Source organism: Anaerostipes sp. (genome assembly GCF_018381315.1).
Lineage (GTDB): Bacteria > Bacillota > Clostridia > Lachnospirales > Lachnospiraceae > Anaerostipes.
Genome location: NZ_JAGZSD010000002.1, coordinates 167,349 through 191,129 on the forward strand (window position 1 = coordinate 167,349; position 23,781 = coordinate 191,129).

The following is a 23,781-nucleotide window of genomic DNA, read 5'->3' on the forward strand; positions in this document are numbered from 1 at the left end:
TCTCTGGAATGTAATATTTCCTGACTTTTAGCAAAGATTCTCGGAGGACCCGCGATAAGTTATTCTTCACTATCGAAAGGAGATCTTTCCAGAGCCGACTGGAGAGGATACTTTTTAAAGGAAACTTGTGAGAAGTACAACCGGTTGGGAAAAACGAAGGTAACGTTGACTTTATAGGGAAAATTCCTGCTGAAACAGTAAACTTTTTATTCCAAAGATCCGGTTTCTCCGGATCTTTCTTTTGTATGTATAAAAGTCCGGGTATTTTATCTTTTGTTTATCAGCAATTTGCATAATTACGATATACTGCCGGCGAATTTCTGTTTTAAGCTGGCCGGAAGAATTGGTAAGAACTTCATACTCTTTGACATGGTTTTCTTTTTTCGCTATAATAGTAACAATTTACGGAGAATGCATGAAAAGGAGAACCAGTATGAGCAAAATTGAGATGACGACACCGTTGGTTGAGATGGATGGGGATGAAATGACCAGGATCCTCTGGAAAATGATTAAAGATGAGCTTTTGATCCCGTTTATTGACTTAAAGACTGAGTATTATGACCTTGGATTGGAATACAGAAATGCCACCAATGATCAGGTGACTTTTGATGCGGCAGAGGCTACGAAAAAATACGGGGTAGCAGTTAAATGTGCTACGATCACACCGAATGCTGCAAGAATGGATGAGTACGATCTCAAAGAAATGTGGAAAAGCCCTAACGGGACAATCCGTGCCATTTTAGACGGAACTGTTTTCAGAACTCCGATTACGGTAAAAGGAATAGAACCCACGGTCCGTACATGGAAAAAACCGATCACGATTGCAAGACATGCTTATGGGGATGTCTACAAAGGAGTTGAGATTAAAGTTCCGGGTGCAGGGAAAGCAGAATTAGTTTATACAGCAGAAGACGGCACTCAGATGAAAGAGCTGATTCATGAATTTGATGGTGCCGGAATCCTGCAGGGAATGCATAACACAGAGAAATCTATCCGCAGTTTTGCAAAGAGCTGCTTTACATATGCATTGGATACAAAACAGGATCTGTGGTTTGCCACAAAAGACACCATTTCAAAGAAATATGACCACACATTCAAGGATATTTTCCAGGAAATCTATGATGCAGAATACAAAGATCAGTTTGAAGCTGCTGGAATCGAGTATTTCTATACATTGATTGATGATGCAGTTGCGCGTGTAATGAAATCAGAGGGAGGCTATATCTGGGCCTGCAAGAATTATGACGGGGATGTAATGAGTGATATGGTATCTTCTGCATTTGGATCCCTTGCTATGATGACATCAGTTTTAGTATCTCCGGACGGATATTACGAGTATGAAGCAGCCCATGGAACCGTACAGCGCCATTATTACAAGCACCTTAAAGGAGAAGAGACGTCTACTAATTCTGTAGCTACAATCTTTGCCTGGACAGGAGCATTAAGAAAACGCGGCGAGATGGACGCTAACCAAGCACTGGCTGAATTTGCTGACAAACTTGAAAAAGCTACTATAGACACGATTGAAGAAGGAACCATGACAAAGGACCTTGCGCTGATTACAACATTAGAAAATGTCAATGTGGTCAACAGCCAGGACTTTATTAAAGCGGTTGCTGCGAAACTGTCATAGGAAGACTAATCTGGTATTCCAATCATGCAGAACATGAAGGTGCCATCCTGTAATAATTTAAATTCCGAAGGAAAAAGATCTTGGAAATGAAAGATTCCAAGATCTTTTTTCTTTCATTTCATAGGAAAATGCGTTCTATGAAATAAAAAACGCTCCGCCAGGATCGCACTGTGGTGACAAGGAATCATGCCGCCAAAGCGACCCGCCGCAGGCGGAGAATCCCGCTCGCAGAATTCGTTTTTGTTGCACAAGATTGGAAAAAATTGTTGATTATCTTCTGTGTGAATGATATAATCAGTAATATAAATTATGCTGAAACTGAATATGTGCAAAAGAAAATTTTATAACAATGGAAGGGGGCGCTTCAGGTGTTATCAAACAAAGAATTTCAGCAGCTTGCAGGAATATTTGATATAAAATTAAGTCCGATTTCTCAACAATTACATACGATAGATTTGAGTCTGGAAACAGGATTCGATACAGTAGACAACCGGTTAGACGAAATAGATGTAAGGTTCAATACAGTAGACAGCCGGCTGGATACAATGGATGAAAGATTCGATGCAGTAAACAGTCGGTTGGATACAATGGATGAAAGATTCGATGCAGTAGACAAACGGTTGGATACAATGGATGAAAGATTTGATTCAGTAGATAATCGGCTGGATACAATGGATGTCAGATTCGACATAGTAGACAGCCGGCTGGATGAAATGGATACAAGATTCGACACAGTAGACAGCCGTCTGGACGAAATGGATGTAAGGTTCGATATAGTAGACAGCCGGTTGGATGAAATGGATACAAGATTTGATACAGTAGACAGCCGTCTGGACGAAATAGATACAAGATTCGATACAGTAGACAGCCGTCTGGATACAATTGAAAATCATTTGATTGAATTAGACGAAAAATTTATTTTAGTTGACAGTCAGATCAATGAGATGAATCAGCATATGGATACGATGCAGAATGAAATTACTCTGCTTGTACGAAAGACAGACTTGATAGAAAAAGACTTGTACAGAACAGAAAATATGGTTTCAAAAATTGGAAATACACTGGATAATGGGGTATTGCCAAAACTGGAATCTTTATATGACGGCTACCTGCATAATAAGGATATTACATTTCGTCTGGTCACAAATATAGAGGCAGAATCTTTGGAGAATATAGATATATTAAAAAAGATAGCAGAGGATCATTCAGAACGGATTAACAAATTAGAAAGCCAACAAGAGAGTTAAACAAGAATGTAAAAAAAGTAAAATAATGGTTGTAAAATGATGACAAATGTATTATAATGTAAATCAAGGATGAGAAATCATTCTCACAATATCTCATACGAATATATCATTCATCTCTTTTCAAATATAAACTACTAAGACATACGCAAAACTCGGCGTATGAATCTCATTCCAACCGAATCTATATCTAATTTTAATACTTCCAATCATTGAAGTGAGAGTGGTTTCCATCCTTGATATAAAAAATAACTTGACATAATTTGGTTTCCTGGAATATAATAATAAAAAATTAAAAAATCCTTTGAGCAAAAGTAAGTAGCTTGGCAAACGGTTTTACAGAGAGCTGTCGGTTGGTGGAAGACAGCATACACGTGTCATGTGAATGGGTTTGTGAGGAGCGCAGAGAACACAGTTTGTCAGTATCTGCCGCCGTGATCCCGCGTTATGGGAACGGAGTATAAAAGCACATGCGGAGTACTCTAAGAGGAGAGTTCATAATTTCGGAAGGACTCTTAAATTTGGGTGGCACCACGGTCTATCGTCCCTTGTATGAGGGATGATAGGCTTTTTTTATTTCATAGGAAAGTGCGCCCTATGAAATAAAAAACACTCCGTGCAGGATGCGCACAAATGCTCAAAGTAAATGAACAAAACAACACGATGTGAATAGACAGGAGGATTATATGTTAAGTCCAACACTAGAACAAGTTAAAAATTTATTGACAATCTATCCGACAGTGCCGGTGTTTTATGAGGTATTGGCGGATCATGTGACACCGATACAAGTATTTATGGCACTGAGAAAGTCCGGAACACCTTCTTTCATGCTGGAGAGTGTGGAAAACAGAGACCAGTGGGGGCGGTATTCATTCATAGGTGTAAATCCAAAGAAGGAAATAAAAATCAATGGTACACAGATAGAGATTGACGGAGAGAAACAGACTGTGGAAAACCATATTGCTTATTTAATAGACATGGTCAATGCATACCAGTCTCCGGTGCTGGTTGATAAACCAAAGCTTACAGGAGGATTCATCGGATATTTTGGTTATGACACTATCCGGTTTGTGGAAAAGAAACTGACGAATATACCGGAGGATGATCTGCAAATGCCTGAATGTCATTTGTGTATGTATGATGAGATTGTGGCGTTTGACCATCTTACCAATCGGGTGATTGTCATCCAGAATGTCCATGAAAATGATGACCTTGAGAAAAAATATGAGAGCCTGGAACCGAGGGCAAAACAGATGATTGAACAGATCGACAGCTTTCGGATGGCCAGAAAGAACCGCACAGGGGAAAGTGAGATAAAGGTCATATCCAATCTGTCCAAGGAAGAGTACAAAGCAGGAGTTAAGAAAGCTAAGGAATATATCAAAAATGGGGATATCTTTCAGGTTGTTCTGTCACAGAGATTTGAAGTTGAGAGTGAGGCTGATCCTTTTGATGTATACCGATGTCTCAGGACAACAAACCCTTCTCCATACTTATATTTCTTTGATTTTGTAGATTATCAGATTGCAGGAGCATCCCCTGAGATGCTGGTAAGTGTCACAAATGGAATCGTGACAACAAAGCCGATCGCAGGCACGGTGCCGAGAGGAACGACCAAAAAAGAAGACGATATCTTAGTCAGACAGCTCAGGCATGACCCGAAGGAACAGGCTGAACACACCATGCTTGTGGATCTTGGACGGAATGATGTGGGAAAAGTATGCCGGTTTGGTACTGTCCGTGTGGATAACTTTATGTCGGTAGAGAAATATTCCAAGGTGACCCATTTGGTAAGTGACGTGCAGGGAGAACTGAGGGAAGATAAGACGGCGCTGGATGCCCTGATGAGTATTCTGCCTGCTGGAACATTATCCGGAGCACCCAAAGTCAGAGCAATGGAAATTATTGATGAGCTGGAAAATAAAAAACGGGGACTTTACGGAGGAACAGTCGGATACCTGGCGTTTGACGGGAATATTGATACCTGTATTGCCATCCGGACTGTGCTGTTTAAAGACGGAAAGGGATATGTGCAGGCAGGGGCCGGAATTGTGGCAGATTCTGATCCGGAAAAGGAATATGCGGAGACCGAGAACAAAGCACTTGCAGTCATCAATGCGATTAAGGAGGCGGCAGAATTATGATCTTATTAATTGATAACTACGATTCTTTTACTTATAACGTCTATCAGGGGATTGGTGAACTGTACGAACATATAGAGGTCGTCAGGAATGATGAAATCACACTTGAAGAGATAGAGAAGAAAGATATAGAGGCACTGATCATTTCACCGGGCCCGGGATATCCGGAATCCGCAGGCATTTCAAAAGAAGCGGTCCGCTGTTTTGCAGGCAGGGTCCCGATACTTGGGATTTGTCTTGGACATCAGGCAATCGGAGAAGTATTCGGTGCCAAGACTGTTCATGCGCAGCAGCTGATGCACGGAAAACAGAGTAATATCCAGATTGACAGCAGTGTTCCGCTGTTTCATGGACTGCCGGAGACGATTCCGGTGGCCAGATATCATTCCCTGATTGTAGCAGGTGAAGGAATGCCGGATGTTCTCTCTGTAGTGGGTACGGATGATGAAGGCCAGATTATGGCAGTAAAACACAAAGACTATGATGTTTACGGCATACAGTTTCATCCGGAGTCCATTCTCACTGAGTCTGGAAAAACCATTTTCGAAAACTTTTTAAAGATTGCAGGAATAGAAATAAAGGAAGAAAAGAAGGAGAACGAGATGGAGACAGCCCAGAGAACCGTAATGAAGCCATACTTGGAAAAGATAGTGGAAGGAAAGCATCTGACTGCTGACGAGGCATATGAAGCCATGGACTGTATCATGTCGGGGGGAGCTACCCAGGCGCAGATTGCAAGCTTTGTTACAGGACTCAGAATGAACCACGAGACGGTAGATGAAATCACCGGATTTGCAAAAGTCATGAGGGCAAAGGCCGCGGTGGTTCCCAATGAGACAGAAGCCATTGATATTGTGGGAACCGGCGGTGATCTGGCCAGCAGCTTTAATATTTCCACAACGTCTGCATTTGTCATCGCAGGAGCGGGGCAGAAAGTGGCGAAGCACGGCAACCGCAGCGTATCCTCAAAGAGCGGGGCAGCGGATGTACTGGAAGCGTTAGGAGCGAAGATCGGACTGTCACCGGAGCAAAACCAAAAATGTCTGGAGGAAATCGGAGTGGCATTCCTGTTTGCACAGACCCATCACGGATCTATGAAATATGCCGGCCCCGTGAGAGCACAGCTTGGGGTAAGGTCTGTATTTAATATTTTAGGACCGCTGGCAAATCCGGCCATGACAAATTATATAGTACTTGGAGTATATGAGGAGGAGCTTTTAAGGCCAATGGCAGAGGTCATGCAGAATCTGGGGGTCAAACAGGCCATGATTGTATATGGGGATGACTGTCTGGATGAAATATCGATCTCTGATACTACAAGTATCTGTGAAATCCGGGACGGAAAGCTGATCTCCTACAAAATCAGTCCGGAAGAGTTTGGCATTTCCATGGCAGAAAAAGACTCAATCAAGGGCGGAACATCTGACGAAAATGCAGTGATCACCAGAGAGATTCTGACAGGAAAAGAACAGGGTCCAAAGCGGGATATCGTTCTTTTAAATGCAGGAAGTGCACTCTACACTATAGGAGCGGCAAAGGATATGCAGGAAGGAATTGAAATGGCAAGGAAGTCCATTGATTCCGGAAAAGCTTTGGAAAAGCTGAATCAGTTCATTGAATTTACGAACCGTTATTAGGAGAAGGCCAATGATATTAGATGAAATTGTAGAAAAAAGAAGAGAGCAGCTGGAGAGAGAGAAAGAAAATGTTCCGTTTGAAGAAATGCGGGAGATGGCCCTGAATTCTAAAAGAACCTCACTTGATTTTAAGGCGGCGCTGCAGGCTGAGGGGATCTCCATTATTTCAGAAGTGAAGAAGGCATCTCCTTCCAAAGGCATCATCTCAGAAGATTTTCGGCCGGCAGAACAGGCAGAAGCTTATGAAAAAGCCGGCGCCAGCGCAATATCCTGTCTGACAGAGGAACACTACTTTAAAGGAGCCGCCAAATACCTGGCGGATATCAGGGCTATTGTCAGCATACCGATTCTGAGAAAGGACTTTATATTTGACGAATATCAGATTTATGAGGCAAAGGTTTTGGGAGCCGATGCAGTCCTTCTGATTGCCGCGATTCTTAAAGAAGAGGAAATACTGAAATTCCGCCGTCTGGCAGAGTCTCTTGGGCTTTACTGCCTGACAGAAGTGCACAACGAGGAAGAACTTGACAAAGTGATACGCTGTAAATGTGATATTATCGGCATCAATAACCGGGATCTGAAGACCTTCCATGTGGATCTGGATACCACAAAGAATCTGGCTGCAAAGATTCCCTACGATGCAGTTCTTGTATCTGAGAGTGGGATGAAAGACGGAGCAGATATAAAAACCGTACGGGAATATGGAGCCGATGCAGTGCTTATCGGGGAAACCCTGATGCGGTCTGACAATATAAAAATGACAATAGATGAATTGAGGGGAAGCCTATGAAAATAAAAATGTGCGGGCTTCGGAGAACGGAGGACATCATTTATGCAAATGAGTGTATTCCGGACTATATAGGCTTTGTGTTTGCTGAGAGCAAAAGAAAAGTCAGCGCAGAAAAAGCAGCGAAACTGGGGAAAGAATTAAATCCTTCCATAAAAAAAGTGGGCGTTTTTGTAAATGAACCGGTCAGAGATTTGATTTTGGCGGCTGAGCAGTCGGGAATTGATATTATTCAGCTGCACGGAGATGAGGACAGAGAGTACATCAATGAAGTAAAGCAGGGGACTGAAAAAGAGATTTGGAAAGCTGTCAGGGTGAAAACGGCAGAAGACATAGAAAAAACTTTAAAGCTTCCGGCAGATAAGCTTTTGCTGGACAGTTTTTCAGAAAATTCCTACGGAGGAACCGGAAAAGTAATGGATTTTGACGTGCTGCGTCAGATAAAGATCCCAAAGCCCTACTTTATAGCAGGAGGCCTGACGATAGAAAATCTCCCCGGGATTTTGGAAGGTTTAGAACCATACGGAATTGATATCTCCAGCGGAATTGAGAGCGGGGGAGTCAAAGACAGAGATAAAATGATGCGTGTAACCCAGTGTGTAAGAGGAGGAAACAATGAGTAAAATCGGTAGATTCGGAGATTTCGGAGGACAGTATGTTCCGGAGATCGTGATGAATGCAGTGAATGAGTTAAATGAAGCATATGAGACATATAAAAATGATCCTGACTTTTTAAAGGAACTCCATGAATATTACAGAGATTATGCCAACCGCCCTTCAATGCTGTATGAGGCAAAGCATATGACCAAGGATCTGGGCGGCGCTAAGGTATTTCTTAAGCGGGAAGATTTAAATCACACAGGAGCCCATAAGATCAACAATGTTCTGGGGCAGATCCTGCTGGCAAAGCGGATGGGAAAGAAAAGGATTATTGCTGAAACCGGAGCAGGCCAGCATGGAGTTGCCACAGCCACAGTTGCAGCCTTGTTTGACATGGATTGTGTTGTTTACATGGGGGCAGAAGATGTGGAGCGCCAGAGTCTGAATGCATACCGCATGGAGCTTCTGGGAGCAAAGGTAGTAGCTGTGGAAAGCGGGACCCGGACGTTAAAGGATGCCATCAACGAGGCCATGAGAGACTGGGCTACGAATATTGAAACAACCTTTTACTGCATTGGTTCTGTTATGGGACCTCATCCATATCCGACGATGGTCAGGGATTTCCAAAAGATTATCAGCGAGGAGACAAAACGCCAGATGCAGGAAAAGGAAGGGAAGCTTCCTGACTGTGTGATTGCCTGTGTAGGCGGCGGAAGCAACGCTATGGGAGCGTTTTATGACTTTGTAAAAGATGACAGTGTCCGTTTAGTGGGAGCTGAGGCAGCAGGAAGAGGCGTCAATACGATTGAACATGCTGCTACAATCGCCAGAGGAAGCAAGGGGATTTTCCATGGAATGAAAAGCCTGTTTCTGCAGAATGAGGAAGGCCAGATTGATGAGGTCTATTCTATCTCAGCAGGGCTTGATTATCCGGGAATCGGGCCGGAACACGCCCATCTGCATGACATTGGAAGAGCCGAATATGTGAGCATTACGGACGAACAGGCGGTATGCGCATTTGAGTACTTGACGAAGATGGAAGGAATTATTCCGGCGATTGAATCCGCCCATGCAGTGGCAGCGGCTATGGAGATTGTGCCTAAAATGGAAAAGGATCAAAATGTAGTCATCTGTCTGTCAGGACGGGGAGATAAAGATGTATTCCAGGTAGCAAGATATAGAGGAGTAAAGTTAGATGAGAATTAGAGAAGCGTTTGAAAAGCGGGAAAAAAATGGACAGAAGGCATTGATTACTTATATTGTATCCGGAGATTATGGATATGAGACTACCAAGAAAAATATTATGAGCATGGTCAATGCAGGTGCAGACATCATTGAGATTGGAATACCGTTTTCTGATCCGATAGCCGAGGGAATTGTTATTCAGGAAGCCAGCCAGCATTCTCTGGATGGAGGAACAACCCTGGCGGGGATTTTTGAGATGGTAAAGGAATTGAGAAATGAGACAGATACGCCATTTGTAATGATGATGTACTTAAATACAATCTACAGGTTCGGCACAGAAAGATTTTTTGACCTCTGCAATGAATGCGGCATTGACGGTGTTATTGTACCGGATATGCCGTATGAAGAAAAAGAGGAGATTCAGGGTACAGCGACAGCACACGGCGTAGATAATATCAGCTTAGTGACTCCGGCTTCCCATGACCGTATCGAAGCGATTGCCAAAGATGCGGAGGGATTTTTATACTGTGTTTCATCCATCGGAGTTACAGGTACAAGAAATGAATTTACTACAGATTTTGATGCATTCTTTGATGTTATCAAACGAAATGCTGATATTCCATGTGCAGTCGGATTCGGAATTTCAGGGCCTGAGCAGGCAAAAAAGATGAGCCAGTACTGCGACGGCGTTATCGTGGGCAGTGCCATTGTAAAAATCATCAGCAAATATGGGGAAGACAGTCCCGGCAAAGTCTATGAATTTACCAAAAGCCTTAGAGATGCACTGGATGAGTAGGCTGTTTATTGTGCGGTTTGCACAATAAAACCTGGAATATAATTGAGAAAATGTAATAAAAATAATATTTCTTTTTGCTAAGGCTTATGAAGAAAAGGAAAATGTGGTAAAATAAAAGAAAATATACAGAAAAACAGCGAGAGAGGCCGGAATTTTTTCCGGTCTTGTTTTTTCAAAATAATAAATGACAGAAATAAAAGGAAAGGAGCCATATAGCTGTGAAAATAGAAGAACAGATTACTGAGCTGATGAAAATAGCCGAACAGAATCAGAATATCATTGATTTAAGTGAAGTAGATAAAGTATTTGACAAAAATCTGAGTGAGCAGGAGTTCGATTACATTATCGGCTGTCTGAAGGAAAAAAATATAGAGTTCTCAGATTTCACAGCAAAAGACGATCCGGTACAGGCAGATAACTATGTGATGGAGGATTCTGTCAAATCTTATCTGCACAGAATTGGATCTTTCCCTCTGCTGTCCAGGGAGCAGGAGAAGAGGCTGGCAAAGGAAATTGAAGCGGGGAGCCAGACTGCAAAAGACAGAATGATCAATTCAAATCTAAGGCTGGTGGTCAGCGTTGCCAAACGGTATACTGCGGGCAGCAATATGGCCCTTTTGGACCTGATTCAGGAAGGGAATATTGGTCTCATGAAAGCGGTGGACAAGTTTGATTACCGGAGAGGATTTAAGTTCAGTACCTATGCAATGTGGTGGATCCGCCAGTCTATAACGCGAGCCATCGCAGACCAGGCCAGAACAATCCGGATACCGGTCCATATGAAAGAGAAAATGGGAAAAGCCAGCAGTGCGGCCCGGAAGTTTTTAGCTGAAAACGGCCGGGAACCCAGTACAGGGGAATTGGCAGAGGCTATGGGGCTGAGCCTGGAACAGACGGAGGAAATCCTGAGACTGTACAGTGATACAGTATCTTTAGATACTCCTGTGGGGGAAGAAGATGATACTATGCTTATTAATTTTGTGGCGGATGAGAGTATGCCGGAACAGTTTGAATCTGCAGAACATGAGATATTAGCGGAGCAGATCAATGGTATTTTATCAGAACTTACAGAGCGGGAGCGGACCATATTAAGGCTTAGGTTTGGTTTTGTCGGGGACCGTATTTGGACATTGGAGGAAGTGGGAAAAGAATATCATGTAACCCGGGAGCGTATCCGGCAGATTGAAGGTAAGGCACTCAGAAAACTGAAATTGAAGAAAGAAACAAAACGCCTGAAATCTTATATTGAGGATTGAATCCAGCGGATTTCAGTTAAAATCAACCGGAAGAAGGAAATTTCCACCGGTTGATTTTTTTTATGTTCTCCTTTATACTTTGCATCAAGACGAAAAAATGCCAAGAAAAGGGATAAAAGATGAGAGAGAAAAGATATGAAGAATTGGTTCCTTATGTGGAACAGGCTAAGCAGGGAAGTGAAGAAGCCTTTGCATATTTGTATGAGGCTACGATAGAACCCACGCGCTACTTTGTCTATAATTTCTGCAAAAATAAAAATAAAGTGGAAGATATTCTGCAGGAAATTTATCTTGAAGTTTACCGGTCTCTGCCTAATTTAAAAGACAGTATGGCATTTTGTGCATGGCAGAGACAGATTACATATCATTGCTGTGTGAAGTCTATAAAGGAGAATGAAGAAGCCTTTATCGGAGATGAGAATATAGAATTTATCAAAAGCCTGACAGATGAAAGTGAGTCTCCTCAGGATGTTGTTCTTCAGAATGAAAAGTCAGAGCTGCTGGAAAAGTGTATCCAGCAGCTGCCAGAGAAACAGAGGGCCGCTCTTTTGCTGTACTCATTCCGGCAGATGAGAATGAAAGAAATAGGAGATGTGCTTGACTGTAAGGAAAATGCAGTAAAAAATCTGCTGTATAATGCAAGAAGAAATTTGAAAAAACAGATAGCAGAATTGCCGAAAGAGGACAGAGAAGTCTTGAATATCAGAAGCTTTGGCTTTTTTACCCTATATCCTGTTTTGCGGAATACCCTGTCTTATTCTTCAAAAAAAGGAGCAAAACAGGGAGTACTTGCCTTGAAAAAGATTATCGTGGGGGCAGCGGTCGCAGCAGGGGCAGGTGCCGCAGGAGTTCTTTTGTTTGGAGGGGAAGAATTGTCTGAACAGGACTTCGGAAGTCTTAAATTTTCTGGTCCTCAGTTAGAAACAAAAGACTTATCAGGCATAACAATACCAAAGAAAAAGGTTATTAAAAAGCAAGTATATGTCCCTGTCGATGTCAGTAAAATCAAAATCAGCAAAAAAAGAGAGCAGATTGAAATTTATGTGACAGGAGATGTAGATTACAAAGGGACATATGCGGAAACTGTGGGCGGAAAAAAAGTAAAGCCGCAGGAATTTAACGGGGAGAAAAAAGTTTTTTATTTTTCCGTTTTTATGAAAGATTTTGTTTTTCATCTAAAGTCAAAAAGCGGAACAGAAGAAGTCTTTGATTTCCGCCAAAAAACCTGAAGAAAAGGAAAGATTCTCTGGTTCCTTCTTTTCAGGTTTTCTAAATATGATAATTATGAGGGATACGTCTGGTTTCTCCGATTTGATTTATCGGAGAAACCGGGCGTACTGTTTTTAAGAGAACAGTATAGGATTTGATGTTAGATAAAAATAAAAAATGTTCTTTTAAAACTAACTATTTTTTCAGAACAGCCACCTGATAAGAAAAATAGCAGATTGTGTGGAAAAGGAGCAGCAGTTATGAAAAGAAAAATATTAGTCTTCTTGTTGATCGTTGTGTTTGGTACGGGGCAGGCTATGGTTTTTGCAGAGTCCGGGGGAGAGGAGTCACCGGAAAGCACAGAATATACAGAGGATGAGAAGTCTGAAGCAGCAATAGAAAATACAGAGAACGCAGAAATAGTGTCAAAGAAACCAGAAACCGGTATGGAACCAGAAAAGAAGGAACCACAGTTTGAAAAGGAAAAAATTGGGGGGGGGATTCAATCTTCCAATGAAAAAAATATTGCTGAACATTTCTTAGATACTGATAAAGCAATAACTCCTTTAGTAACTAAGATATCAGAGAAAAAAACGAAAAAGACAAAAGAGGGACAGACTCAGCTGGATGTGAGTCTGGGAAATGTGAGGATCAACCAGACTGGAGCTTCTGGAGGGGGGCTTTCAGAGGCAGAGACAGAACTGAACCCAAATGGATATTATATTACAGGGAAAACCAGGAACTACAATGTAGTTGTTGCAAAAGGGGTTAAGACAGATTTGACACTTGACAATGTAGAGATTGAAAGCAACAGTACGACCCAGAGTTGTGTAGTTGTCTCTCATGCAGAAGTGACAATCACATTAAAAGGTGTTAATAAATTGGGCTGTAACTATGGACAAGATTCTGGATATTCAGGTGGAGCAGCACTCGCCAAGGATGGGATGGATGGTTTCTTGACTTTACAGTGTGAATATGCAGACCAGGAAGGACATCAGTGTAATGATAGATGCGGAACATTGATTGCAAGGGGAAATACAGTTCATGCAGGTGCTATTGGAAGTACACTGACCAATGTTAGAAATATCAGTGAAGCGGGATTTTGCAATTTTAGCATTAAAGGAGGAAATATTGATGTCAATGGAGGGCGGCATGTAGCAGGAATCGGAGCGGCATGTGAAACACATGCTTTCAATGCATCAGCTTACACTAAAAATATCTCCATATCAGGAGGAAATATAAAAGCAATTGGGACTGAGTATGGACCTGGAATTGGGGGAGGATATGGAGGTGACTTTGACGGATTATATATTACCGGAGGCAAGGTTGAGGCTCAGGGAGGACTGAATGCACCAGGAATCGGGGCAAGTGCCGCAGGAAACGACACAAGCTATAATCTAAAAAATGTACATATCAGCGGCGGAGACACAGTGGTTATTGCCATAGGAGATAAAAGCACAGGTATGCCGGGAATCGGAGCTGCCGGAGGCAACGAACATGTCAGTAATGTAACAGCAGAGCCTGATACGGGATATCAGGGATATGTCCAGGATGGTACGAGCCTTGAGGATTATAGTTTTATGGAGGGGACACCTTTCCATGAAAAGATCAATATCAGGGTAGGAAAACTCTGTACGAAAGTTTATTTTGGACCATTCCGGGATGCAAACGGGATTGAAGATGACACAAAAGAGCAGATTGGGGCCAATCATGTAATCAGTAAAAGCGGAGGGAAACCATTTACGGAAGACTTGCTGCGTCACCTTACAAAAGTAACCGGAAAGCAGGAGGACGGTACAAGTTTCCCGGAAGAACAGCTGACACTGGCGGACCCGGCAGAATTGGAAACCATCAACGATGCAAAGACTAAAGGAGAAATCGGAGATTTTCCTTTGACCTATACCACTCCTAACGGCACAAGTGTCACAGTCACGATATTTTTAAAAAGTGATGGTGAAGATGCCGGAGAATTTGAAAAAGATAATATAAAGGAGCAGATTGGAGCCAATGATTTTACAAAAGAAACAGGAGGCAGCCCATTTTCAGAAGAGGATATTAAGAAGCTGGGTGAGGTAAAAGGCAAAGATAAGGACGGCAATAATATTTCCCTGGATGATTTTTCTATAGATCAGGGACAGTTTAAGGTGATAAATGAACATAAGACACAGGGGAAAGCAGGAAAATTTGAATTGACGTATTTCGACTCAAAGGGAAATAAGGTGACAGTTACAGTCACATTGGTCGGTGAGTTTGATGCGATTACCGAGAATCCGGACACAAGTGAAATGATAAAAGGGAAAAATATCATCAGCAAGACAGGTGGTGCTGCTTTTACAAATGATCAGCTGAAAAAGCTATCCATGGTAAAAGCAGTAGATAAAGACGGTGGGGAGATATCTGCAGAGGACATCAGCTTTGCAAATGAAGGCCAGGTCACTGCTATTAATAAAGCAAAACTGGCAAATCAGATCGGAGATTTTCCTTTGACATTCCGGACTCCGGAAAATACAGAAGTAACTATCACTGTATTTCTGAGGGATGAGGGGGCTGATGCCCAAAAGCCAGGGCAGGATGAAGCTTTCCCTGTGATCAGTGCAAACCACATGACACATCCTACCAAAGGTGATCCGTTTACTGAGGAACAGATCATTGAACTCTGTAAAGCAAAAGGAAAGGATAAGAATGCGGACAATGCCAGAATACTAGCTGACCAAAAACAGCTTCAGATCATTAATGAGGCTAAAACAAAAGGAAAAACAGGAGTTTTTGATCTGACATTTTCCCTGGCAGACGGAAATAAAGCAACAGTCAAAGTAACCCTGACAGGGGATCACAAAATATCCTTTGATCCGGACGGAGGAGACTATAAACCTGAGGATCAGATTGTCAAAGGAGGAGAATGTGCTGTACCGCCACAGGATCCCAAGAAAGATGGTTATGTGTTTGAGGGATGGTATTATGTTGATGAAAAAGGACAAGAGATACAATGGGACTTCAAAACACCGATTCATGAAGATATAAAACTAAAGGCAAGATGGAAGGAAGAAAGTAAAGCAGAAAGTAAAGCGGAAAGCACAGCAGCGAGTACGGCATCAAGTACTCTATCTCCGCCGCCGTCTGAGAAAAAGCAGCCAAAGAAGAAACAAGCTTTGCCTGAATGGGAATACAGGAAGCGTGCGGACGGAGTCCGTGTCAGCAAAACGGGGGATGACAGGCAGATCTTATGTCTGATTCTTATATTTGGAGCAGCGCTCACTGGGACAGCAGCAGGGATAAAGAAAAGGAAAAAATAAAAGAAACAGCCGGAAACATATATGCGAAGTTTCCGGCTGCTTTCTATATTACTTAAATTTTGGACGGTCAAATGTCAGTGTATTGCCTGTTGCATAGGCGCTCCTGAACTGACTGTACATAAGCTTTCCGATCTTTTGGGCATAACCCGGATCCGTGGCATACTGATGCCATATGTAGGATGTGTTAGGATTGTAGCGGAATTTATACAGAGTATTTTGCTTGTATGTACTGTTATTTATATATTCCTGGCTGACATATTTTGCGGCCCCCTTGATTGCTTTGTCAACACTTGTCCAGCCTTGGTAATATGCATAACTGAAGCCGCACAGCTGAGGGTCTGAGTCGTAGGCTTTGATGCCGTATAAGTTATAAACTTTTTTAGACGAGATTTTTTTTGTTTGATATTTCCCGTTTACTTTTTGAAAACCTGTCACATTTCCTTTTTTATCCCGGACTACAGATTTTCCTGTGACGACCTTGGTAATGGATTTTCCCTGAGACAGAGTGCTTGTCCCGTAGCCTGTCTCTAAGATTGTCTGGCATAAAAAGTATACCGGATCAATTTTATAAGTTTTTGCAGCACTGTTTAAAACAGAACCTTTATTTTTCAGAACACTTTTTGAGTTTACCTTGCTGTTAAGAAGGCTGTTGTACTTTGAACTGTTGACGGTGCGGTATGTATTTAAACGGAGATACTGATAGCCGTGGGTTGGATCAGTACTTGTGGGCACATAGCTGTTATAATTGATCTTTTTTCCGCCGTAAGATTTTACTGTCTGAGCTTTGATGTAATCGGATGTTTTCTTATTATAATTGGTTGTCGTATTGGATGTGTATAAATAACTGTAGCCAGGCTTGTTGATGTGGATTCTTTTGGCAGAGGAAATATAGGAATAATCCAGCCCTAAGTTTTTAATGGTAAAATTGGCAGGCAGCAAAATATTATATTTTTTTGTTGTATAGTATTTGACTGAGACAGGTGCGGCAGATAAGGTTTTTTTCTTGCCGTTGACATAGCAGGTCTTCTTATTTTTATAGAAGGTAAGGGTTTTGCTCTTATACTTCAGTACAAGTTTCCCTGTCTTTTTGTTATAGCTGCGTTTAATTTTCGGTCCGTGTTTTACTAGGATGTCATAATAAGGAATCATGTTAATACTGTTCATTTGAATACCTGGGGTTTTCGTTGAGATTCCCTTTTTAGCATAGGTAAAGTTCAGCTGTTTTCCTGTGTAATATCTTGTCTTTCCTCCGTATCTGATCTTTAAGGATGCAGCAGATACATCTGAATTAGGAAATCCGGAAAATATAGATGTAAAGGCAAAAAACATTGTAAAAGCTGCAATAGTACGTTTCTTCATAATTTATTTATCCTCCTTATGTAATTAAAATGTAATATAATTATAGCATTATTTTAAAATATAAACAATAATATTGTAATATTAATGTAATATTTAAAATGAAGACAGAACAAAGCGGACGAGCCGCCTTATCTCCCCAAAGTCTAACTCTTTGAGGGGATTGTTTACTTTGCGCGTCAAATGCGACTTGTCAAAGGCAAATAACAAAAAATGGCACAGAATTTTTTCTGTGCCATTTAGCATTATGATACTATTTAATTAAATACTGGTGTGTCATATATAAAACCGTTTGTACCGGAATAAACACTTTTATATGTGTTCATCAGCTTTCCTATAGACTGGGCATAAGCTGGATCAGAAGCGTATTGATGCCCTAAATCCTGGAGATAGGGGCTGTATCGAATCTTATATAAAGTATTTTGTTTATAGGATGCATGGTGAATGTAATTATCACTGACGTATTTCGCAGCACCCTGAATCGCCTTATCTACGCTTGTCCATCCCTGATAATATGCATAACTGAAGCCGCCCAGCTGAGGAGCATTATCATATGCTTTGATTCCATATAGATTATATACTTTTTTTGATGAAATATCTTTCACTTCATAAAATGCGTTATTATTAACTTTGTAATAATGTTTTCCTTTTTTTTCACCAGCTGTTTTTTCGGCTTTTGTTACCGTCTTGAAAGCAGTTACTTTAGTACCGGTTGCTCCTTTTGGAGAGAGAGAATCACCGGTTATAATTTGAGTCACTTCTTTCCCTTTTGCAAGAGTACTTGTACCATAACCACTTTCATGAATCGTCTGGCAGAGAAAATACAGAGGATCAATCTTATATGTACTTGCAGAATTTGTAATCACAGAGGCTTTGCCGGATAAAACACTTCCGGATTTGTTTGCCAGCATCGTCTGGAGAGTGGACGAGAACTTAGAAGCGTTTACCGGATGATAAGCATCAAGCCTGAGAAATTGGAAACTATTTGTATTATCTGTAGTTACTGGAATATATTTTTTGTAGTCGATGGTCTTGCCGCCGTAAGTTTTCCATTCTGCCTGCTGCTTTTTTATATAATTTGACAAAGTCGTATTATATTTTGTCGTAGTATTGGACTTTACAGTGGATGTGGAATTACTTGCCGCTGCAGGTTTTGCATAATCAATCCGTTTTGCAGAGCTGGAATATGTATAACTGATGCCCAGGTATTTTGCAGTGAACTTTGCCGGAAGCAGGATATAATTTTTGTTGATGCTTCTGTACTTTACAGTCAGAGGAGCGGTAGTAAAAGTCCTCTTTACTCCATTGGTATAGGCATACTTTTTATTCTTGTAAAAAGTAATTGTCTTCTTTCCGTTAGTAAGTACCAGTTTACCGGTTTTGCTGTTATAGCTTCTCTTAACCTTCGGTCCGTTTTTTACAATCGCATTATAGTATGGCAGCATATTGACTTTGTTGATCTGGATACCCGGAGCCTTTCCCAAGTCAATTTTTTTGCCTTTATAATAAAACGAAAGCTGTTTTCCGGTATATGTACGGTTCTTTCCTGAATATTTAAGCGCCAGGCTTCCTGCAAAAACAGAAGCAGTCATAGAGACACTTAATACTGCGGAGACGGCGAGTATTTTCAGTCCTTTTTTTCTCATAGTATTCATTTCCCTTCCTTTCTTTACCAAAGATAAGTCTAATATAACATGGATGGGCAGCTGAAAACAAGGATTTTCCAGGAAAAACGGCAGGAAATACTATCCATGGAGATTGACAAAAATGAAGTAGTTTGATAGTATATTAACGTATGAATTTAGTACACTAATGTGCTATCATAATAAGGAATTAAAAAACGGAGGAGTTTTAGGATGAGAGTGAAAAAATTATTAGTGCTTTGCGTAAGTGCAGTGCTGGCAGGTTCTATGCTTTTGGCAGGATGTTCTAAGAAAGAAGAGAGCAAAACGGATGACTCCCTTCAGTATGTAAAAGACAACAAAGAATTAGTACTGGGATTGGATGCATCTTTTCCTCCTATGGGATTCACAGATAAAGACCAGAATATCGTAGGATTTGACATTGATTTGGCAAAAGAAGTTACCAAAAGAATGGGAATCAAATTAAAGTTACAGCCGATCAACTGGGATTCCAAAGACCAGGAACTGGAAGGAAAGACTATTGACTGTATCTGGAACGGACTGACATACAGCGAAGACCGGGCAAAAGAGATGCTGTGTTCTGCGTCCTACATGGATAACCATCAGGTTCTGCTAGTGCCGGAAAAAAGCAAGATCAAGAGTTTAAAAGACATCAAGAAACAGCAGGTGGGAGTTCAGAAAGGATCTACAGCAGCAGATGCGGTTGACAAGACAAAAGAATTAAAGAATGCAAAGATTGTATACTTCGGCAACAACGTTGAGATTTTGAATGATCTTGGAAATGGATGTGATGCAGCTGTTATGGATGAGGTAGTTGCAAAGTACTATGCGAAAAAGGATCCGGGAAAGTTCAAGATTTTAAATGACAACTTGACGACTGAGAAATATGTCATTGGTTTCCGTACTGGAGATAAGAAACTGAAAACAGAAGTAGAAAATCAGTTAAAGGACATGAAAAAAGACGGAACGCTGGCTAAGATCAGCAAAAAGTGGTTCGGCGAAGATTTGACAACAATCAAATAAAAGACAAGAAGCAAGAGGCTTTTTTGAAAGCCTCTTGATTTTTTCACTGGCATAGAAATTAATTTCTGACTTTTAAAATTCCGGAAAATTTATACCCGCAGAGCACACCGTATTTTATATCCTTCGGATGGGTGTGCCCCGCACGATAAAGTATATTATAGGAGCAAAAAAATGTTTGATGGTATCATACAATGGTTTGAAAAATTGCCTGGCATTGCAAATATGCTGTTACATAATGGATTGGATCAGACACTGATCATCTTTTTCCTTACATTGGTTTTTGGGCTGACTCTGGGTCTGGTCCTGGCGCTGGGAAGGATGACAAAGTTTAAAATTATCCAGCTGCCGGTCCGTTTTTATCTTCTGATCATGAGAGGAACCCCGCTGATTCTTCAGTTATATGGATTCTATTTTGGGCTGAATCTGCTGCTGGGTATCCGTATTGAGCGGACGATGGCTGCAGTGGTGGCATTTTCTTTAAACTATGCGGCATATTTTGCAGAGATTTACCGAAGCGGTATCCAGGCCATACCCAATGGACAGTATGAGGCAGCCAAAGTGCTGGGATTCGGAAAGGCACAGACCTTTTTTAAGATCATTCTTCCTCAGGTGGTGAAAATCATCCTCCCGCCTATGGGAAGTGAGTGTATGACACTTGTTAAGGATACTTCCCTTGCACACGTAATCGGGGTCATGGAGATTTATGTGGTGGCAGCAAATAATATGTCAAGAAGCCGGGGAATGGAATATTTGATCGTAGCAGGCATTTTTTACCTGATTATGAATATGATTGTATCTAAAGTCTTTGGCATCCTGGAAAAACGGATGAGTTATTATCGTTAAAGGAGGAAAGAAAATGAGTGTTTTATCTGTGGCTAATCTCCAGAAGAATTTTGGAAAGCTGAATGTGCTTAAAGATATTTCTTTCCAGATCAATGACGGAGAGATCGTGACGATTATCGGGTCTTCCGGTTCCGGGAAATCAACGCTGTTAAGGTGTATGAACCAGCTGGAAAAAGTGACGAAGGGGACGATTGAAATCAACGGGCACACCTTAGTTTCAACGAATGGGGATACGCCTGAATATGCATCCAAAGAAATACAAAAGAAAATTTTAATGGAGACAGGTTTTGTGTTCCAGAACTTTAATCTGTTTCCCCATTACAGTGTACTCAGAAATGTTATGGAAGCGCCTGTACAGGTAGCGGGAGTTCCGAAGGATGAGGCGAAAGAAAAAGCCATGCAGCTGCTTAAAAAGCTTGGACTGGAAGAGAAAGCAGATGCCTATCCGTGTGAACTGTCAGGAGGCCAGTCTCAGAGAGTTTCTATTGCAAGGGCACTGGCCCTGGAACCTAAAATCCTGTTTTTTGACGAGCCCACATCAGCCCTGGACCCGGAATTGACAGGAGAGGTTCTGAAAGTTATAAAGTCCCTGGCAGACCTGAATATGACCATGGTGATTGTCACACATGAGATGGCCTTTGCCAAAGAAATCTCTGACAGGGTCATTTTTATGGATCAGGGAGTAATCGTAGAAGATGCGTCGCCGGAAGATGTATTTAATTCATCTAACGAGCGTACACGGGAATTCCTTGGAAAGTACCACGATATTGCATAGCAGCGGGGTACAAAGGAGCCCGAAACGAGCAGAATCATAGCAGGAAAGGAGCAATCAAGATGATAAAAAATGTGCCGAATAAATTTTCTGAAATTACACCGGAAATTGAACAGCTGGCAAAGAAATGCGAGAATAAAATCGACCCGACTCTTTTTGAAAAGTATGATGTAAAAAGAGGACTGCGGAAACAGAGCGGGGAAGGTGTACTGGCAGGATTGACTGACATTTCGACAATTATGTCTTACATGGTAGAGGACAGAGAGATTGTTCCGTGTGACGGAAAGTTATATTACCATGGGATCGATGTTGAAGAGATTGTCCAGGGCTTTATTAAAGAAGACCGGTATGGATTTGAAGAAACGGTGTATCTTCTTTTGTTTGGAGACCTTCCGAATGAGGAACAGCTTTTGGATCTGAAGCAGCTGCTGGCAGCATACCGGCAGCTTCCCACCAATTTTGTACGGGATATTATTATGAAGGCTCCAAGCCGTGATATGATGAATACCCTGGCAAGGAGTGTGCTTACATTATATTCCTACGATGACAATGCCAGCGATACATCCATTCCGAATGTACTCAGGCAGTCTCTGCAGCTGATTGCGCTGTTCCCTGTACTTGCTGTTTATGGATATCAGGCATACAGCCATTATGAAAAGGGAGAAAGCCTGGTTATCCATCCGCCGCAAGAAAATCTGTCCACTGCGGAAAATATTCTGTACCTGTTAAGGCCTGACAGTAAGTATACAAAGCTGGAGGCAAAGATTTTGGATCTGGCCCTTGTGCTGCATGCCGAACATGGGGGAGGAAACAACTCCACATTTACGACTCATGTTGTCTCTTCATCCGGGACCGATACATATTCTTCCGTAGCCGCGGCCCTGTGTTCATTAAAAGGTCCGAAGCACGGAGGAGCAAATATCAAGGTTGTTCAGATGTTTGCTGACATCAAAGAAAATGTAAAGGACTGGAACAATGAAGACGAGCTGAGAGAGTATCTCACCAAGATGGTGCGGAAAGAAGCGTTTGACAAATCCGGTCTGATCTATGGAATGGGTCATGCGGTTTATTCTATCTCTGACCCAAGGTCAAAAGTATTGAGTTATTTTGTGGAAGGACTTTCAAAAGAAAAAGGCAAAGAAAAGGAATACGCCTTATACACCAGCGTGGAGAAGCTGGCAAAAGAGGTTATTGCAAAAGAGCGCAAGATCTATAAAGGCGTCAGCGCCAATATTGATTTCTACAGCGGCTTTATCTACAGTATGCTGGATCTTCCGTATGAATTGTACACTCCTCTGTTTGCTATCGCAAGAATCGCAGGATGGAGCGCTCACAGAATGGAAGAACTGGTGAACGGAGGCAGAATTATCCGGCCGGCATATAAGGGAGTAGCAGGACATAAAGAGTATACCCCGATCAAAGAACGATAATATAGAAGAAAAATAAGGACCGCCGGATTGCCCCGGCGGTCCTTATTAATTTACTTTGAAGCAGCGGTAGTGGCTGCGGAGGCAGCAGGTGCTTCTTTATAGGTGTCCAGGTCAGAAGGAAGGGTTACCTTCACATCTTTTCCAATGTTGTTATACTTAAAGTCTGCGGACATCTTGATAGACATCTTTGGTTCCTGTTTGCTGGAAACAGTCATGTTGATCTTTTGTGCGATGATCTCTGAGTCTTTATTGACAGTCATGGTGCCGGACATAGAGTCAAACTTTACCTGATCTGCATAGTTGGCAGAGGAGCCTGCAGAACCTGTTGAATTCAGCTGTCCCATCATTTTGTTTACATAATCATTTATGGCTTTTTCTTTAAACTTGAAAGAAATAACGTAATTGCCATCTTTTTTGGACATTTTAAGATCTTTGTAATTGTCTGCAGAGGTATTAAACTGGCCTGTAGAGTTTTCTAATTGTTTCTGCATAGCCTCCACATCCATTTTTTGTTTCACTTTTTGACCGCTGTAATTCATATAGTAGTAACCGTCTTTGTAATATGCCTTTACGCTTAAGTCCTGACCGGCAATGGCGGTGGTGATGTCCATATCCATCTTCATGTCTTTGGAAGTCATGCCGGTGGCCTTCATCTTCATTCCCATCTTTAACTCAAAGCTGGAACTGTTGGATGAAGTGCTGCTCATTTTCATTTTGATCGTTCCGTCCATATCAGCAGAATCCATTTTATTCAGCTTCTCATTGGCTGCTTTCAGTACTTCCTCCGGGGATTTCTTTTTACAGCCTCCCAGTGTAAAAAGCATTGCGGCTGCCAGAGTAAGCGCCAGAACCTTTTTAAATTTTTTCATAGTTTGCCCTCCTGTGTTCTTTAAATTAGAATACATTACAATATAATTATATCTGTTATTCTTT

At 41.6% G+C, this 23,781-nt stretch carries 18 protein-coding genes and 1 other annotated feature; of the genes, 15 read left to right on the forward strand and 3 right to left on the reverse strand.

Features of this window, described 5'->3' with window-relative positions; genetic code table 11:
• Nucleotides 1-433 precede the first annotated feature (433 nt).
• The 11 genes from KH180_RS02090 (at nucleotide 434) to KH180_RS02140 (ending at nucleotide 15,781) form a co-directional block, all read left to right on the forward strand.
• A complete protein-coding gene (locus KH180_RS02090; protein ID WP_290755900.1) occupies nucleotides 434-1,633 on the forward strand; it encodes an NADP-dependent isocitrate dehydrogenase in 1,200 nt (399 codons plus the stop codon).
• Nucleotides 1,634-2,001: 368 nt separating this feature from the next.
• Nucleotides 2,002-2,880 carry a hypothetical protein gene (locus KH180_RS02095; protein WP_290755902.1) on the forward strand — a complete coding sequence of 293 codons (879 nt, stop codon included), beginning with the start codon at nucleotides 2,002-2,004 and terminating at the stop codon, nucleotides 2,878-2,880.
• 292 nt (nucleotides 2,881-3,172) lie between these two features.
• Nucleotides 3,173-3,429 (forward strand) — a binding site (T-box leader).
• 134 nt (nucleotides 3,430-3,563) lie between these two features.
• Nucleotides 3,564-5,021, forward strand: a complete 1,458-nt coding sequence (gene trpE / locus KH180_RS02100; RefSeq protein ID WP_290755904.1) for an anthranilate synthase component I — start codon at nucleotides 3,564-3,566, stop codon at nucleotides 5,019-5,021.
• Complete coding sequence (locus tag KH180_RS02105; RefSeq protein WP_290755906.1) at nucleotides 5,018-6,655, forward strand: bifunctional anthranilate synthase component II/anthranilate phosphoribosyltransferase; 1,638 nt, start codon at nucleotides 5,018-5,020, stop codon at nucleotides 6,653-6,655. Before trpE ends, KH180_RS02105 begins: the two co-directional genes overlap by 4 nt.
• Before the next feature lie 10 nt (nucleotides 6,656-6,665).
• Nucleotides 6,666-7,445, forward strand: a complete 780-nt coding sequence (gene trpC / locus KH180_RS02110) for an indole-3-glycerol phosphate synthase TrpC (protein WP_290755908.1) — start codon at nucleotides 6,666-6,668, stop codon at nucleotides 7,443-7,445.
• Entirely contained in the window at nucleotides 7,442-8,065 is a 624-nt protein-coding gene (locus KH180_RS02115; protein WP_290755910.1) for a phosphoribosylanthranilate isomerase, read from the forward strand. The genes trpC and KH180_RS02115 overlap by 4 nt, the downstream gene beginning before the upstream one ends.
• Complete coding sequence (trpB, locus tag KH180_RS02120) at nucleotides 8,058-9,248, forward strand: tryptophan synthase subunit beta (protein WP_290755912.1); 1,191 nt, start codon at nucleotides 8,058-8,060, stop codon at nucleotides 9,246-9,248. The genes KH180_RS02115 and trpB overlap by 8 nt, the downstream gene beginning before the upstream one ends.
• Nucleotides 9,238-10,023: a tryptophan synthase subunit alpha gene (gene trpA / locus KH180_RS02125; RefSeq protein WP_290755914.1), complete on the forward strand. Its 786-nt coding sequence runs from the start codon at nucleotides 9,238-9,240 to the stop codon at nucleotides 10,021-10,023. Before trpB ends, trpA begins: the two co-directional genes overlap by 11 nt.
• Before the next feature lie 218 nt (nucleotides 10,024-10,241).
• Complete coding sequence (locus KH180_RS02130) at nucleotides 10,242-11,279, forward strand: sigma-70 family RNA polymerase sigma factor (RefSeq protein ID WP_290755916.1); 1,038 nt, start codon at nucleotides 10,242-10,244, stop codon at nucleotides 11,277-11,279.
• Between the two features lie 119 nt (nucleotides 11,280-11,398).
• Nucleotides 11,399-12,508: an RNA polymerase sigma factor gene (locus KH180_RS02135; RefSeq protein WP_290755917.1), complete on the forward strand. Its 1,110-nt coding sequence runs from the start codon at nucleotides 11,399-11,401 to the stop codon at nucleotides 12,506-12,508.
• A 240-nt stretch (nucleotides 12,509-12,748) separates the two neighbouring features.
• Nucleotides 12,749-15,781, forward strand: a complete 3,033-nt coding sequence (locus KH180_RS02140; RefSeq protein ID WP_290755919.1) for an InlB B-repeat-containing protein — start codon at nucleotides 12,749-12,751, stop codon at nucleotides 15,779-15,781.
• A gap of 48 nt (nucleotides 15,782-15,829) precedes the next feature.
• Here KH180_RS02140 and KH180_RS02145 read toward each other — a convergent pair whose 3' ends face one another.
• Both KH180_RS02145 and KH180_RS02150 read right to left on the reverse strand, forming a co-directional pair.
• Nucleotides 15,830-17,140 carry an N-acetylglucosaminidase gene (locus tag KH180_RS02145; protein WP_290755921.1) on the reverse strand — a complete coding sequence of 437 codons (1,311 nt, stop codon included), beginning with the start codon at nucleotides 17,138-17,140 and terminating at the stop codon, nucleotides 15,830-15,832.
• Nucleotides 17,141-17,394: 254 nt separating this feature from the next.
• Nucleotides 17,395-18,792 carry an N-acetylglucosaminidase gene (locus KH180_RS02150; RefSeq protein WP_290755923.1) on the reverse strand — a complete coding sequence of 466 codons (1,398 nt, stop codon included), beginning with the start codon at nucleotides 18,790-18,792 and terminating at the stop codon, nucleotides 17,395-17,397.
• Nucleotides 18,793-18,993: 201 nt separating this feature from the next.
• On the opposite strand from KH180_RS02150, the gene KH180_RS02155 reads away from it, so the two are divergent.
• The 4 genes from KH180_RS02155 (at nucleotide 18,994) to KH180_RS02170 (ending at nucleotide 22,848) form a co-directional block, all read left to right on the forward strand.
• On the forward strand, nucleotides 18,994-19,803 hold the full coding sequence (locus KH180_RS02155; protein ID WP_290755925.1) for an amino acid ABC transporter substrate-binding protein: 810 nt from the start codon (nucleotides 18,994-18,996) through the stop codon (nucleotides 19,801-19,803).
• A 171-nt stretch (nucleotides 19,804-19,974) separates the two neighbouring features.
• The gene (locus tag KH180_RS02160) at nucleotides 19,975-20,646 is read left to right on the forward strand and encodes an amino acid ABC transporter permease (protein ID WP_290755927.1); all 672 of its coding nucleotides are present in this window, start codon (nucleotides 19,975-19,977) and stop codon (nucleotides 20,644-20,646) included.
• 13 nt (nucleotides 20,647-20,659) lie between these two features.
• Complete coding sequence (locus tag KH180_RS02165; protein WP_290755929.1) at nucleotides 20,660-21,421, forward strand: amino acid ABC transporter ATP-binding protein; 762 nt, start codon at nucleotides 20,660-20,662, stop codon at nucleotides 21,419-21,421.
• A gap of 59 nt (nucleotides 21,422-21,480) precedes the next feature.
• Nucleotides 21,481-22,848: a citrate/2-methylcitrate synthase gene (locus KH180_RS02170; protein ID WP_290755931.1), complete on the forward strand. Its 1,368-nt coding sequence runs from the start codon at nucleotides 21,481-21,483 to the stop codon at nucleotides 22,846-22,848.
• A 50-nt stretch (nucleotides 22,849-22,898) separates the two neighbouring features.
• On the opposite strand, the gene KH180_RS02175 is transcribed toward KH180_RS02170, so the two are convergent.
• Nucleotides 22,899-23,717, reverse strand: coding sequence for a DUF6612 family protein (locus KH180_RS02175; RefSeq protein ID WP_290755932.1), 819 nt, complete (start codon nucleotides 23,715-23,717; stop codon nucleotides 22,899-22,901).
• Nucleotides 23,718-23,781: the final 64 nt, after the last annotated feature.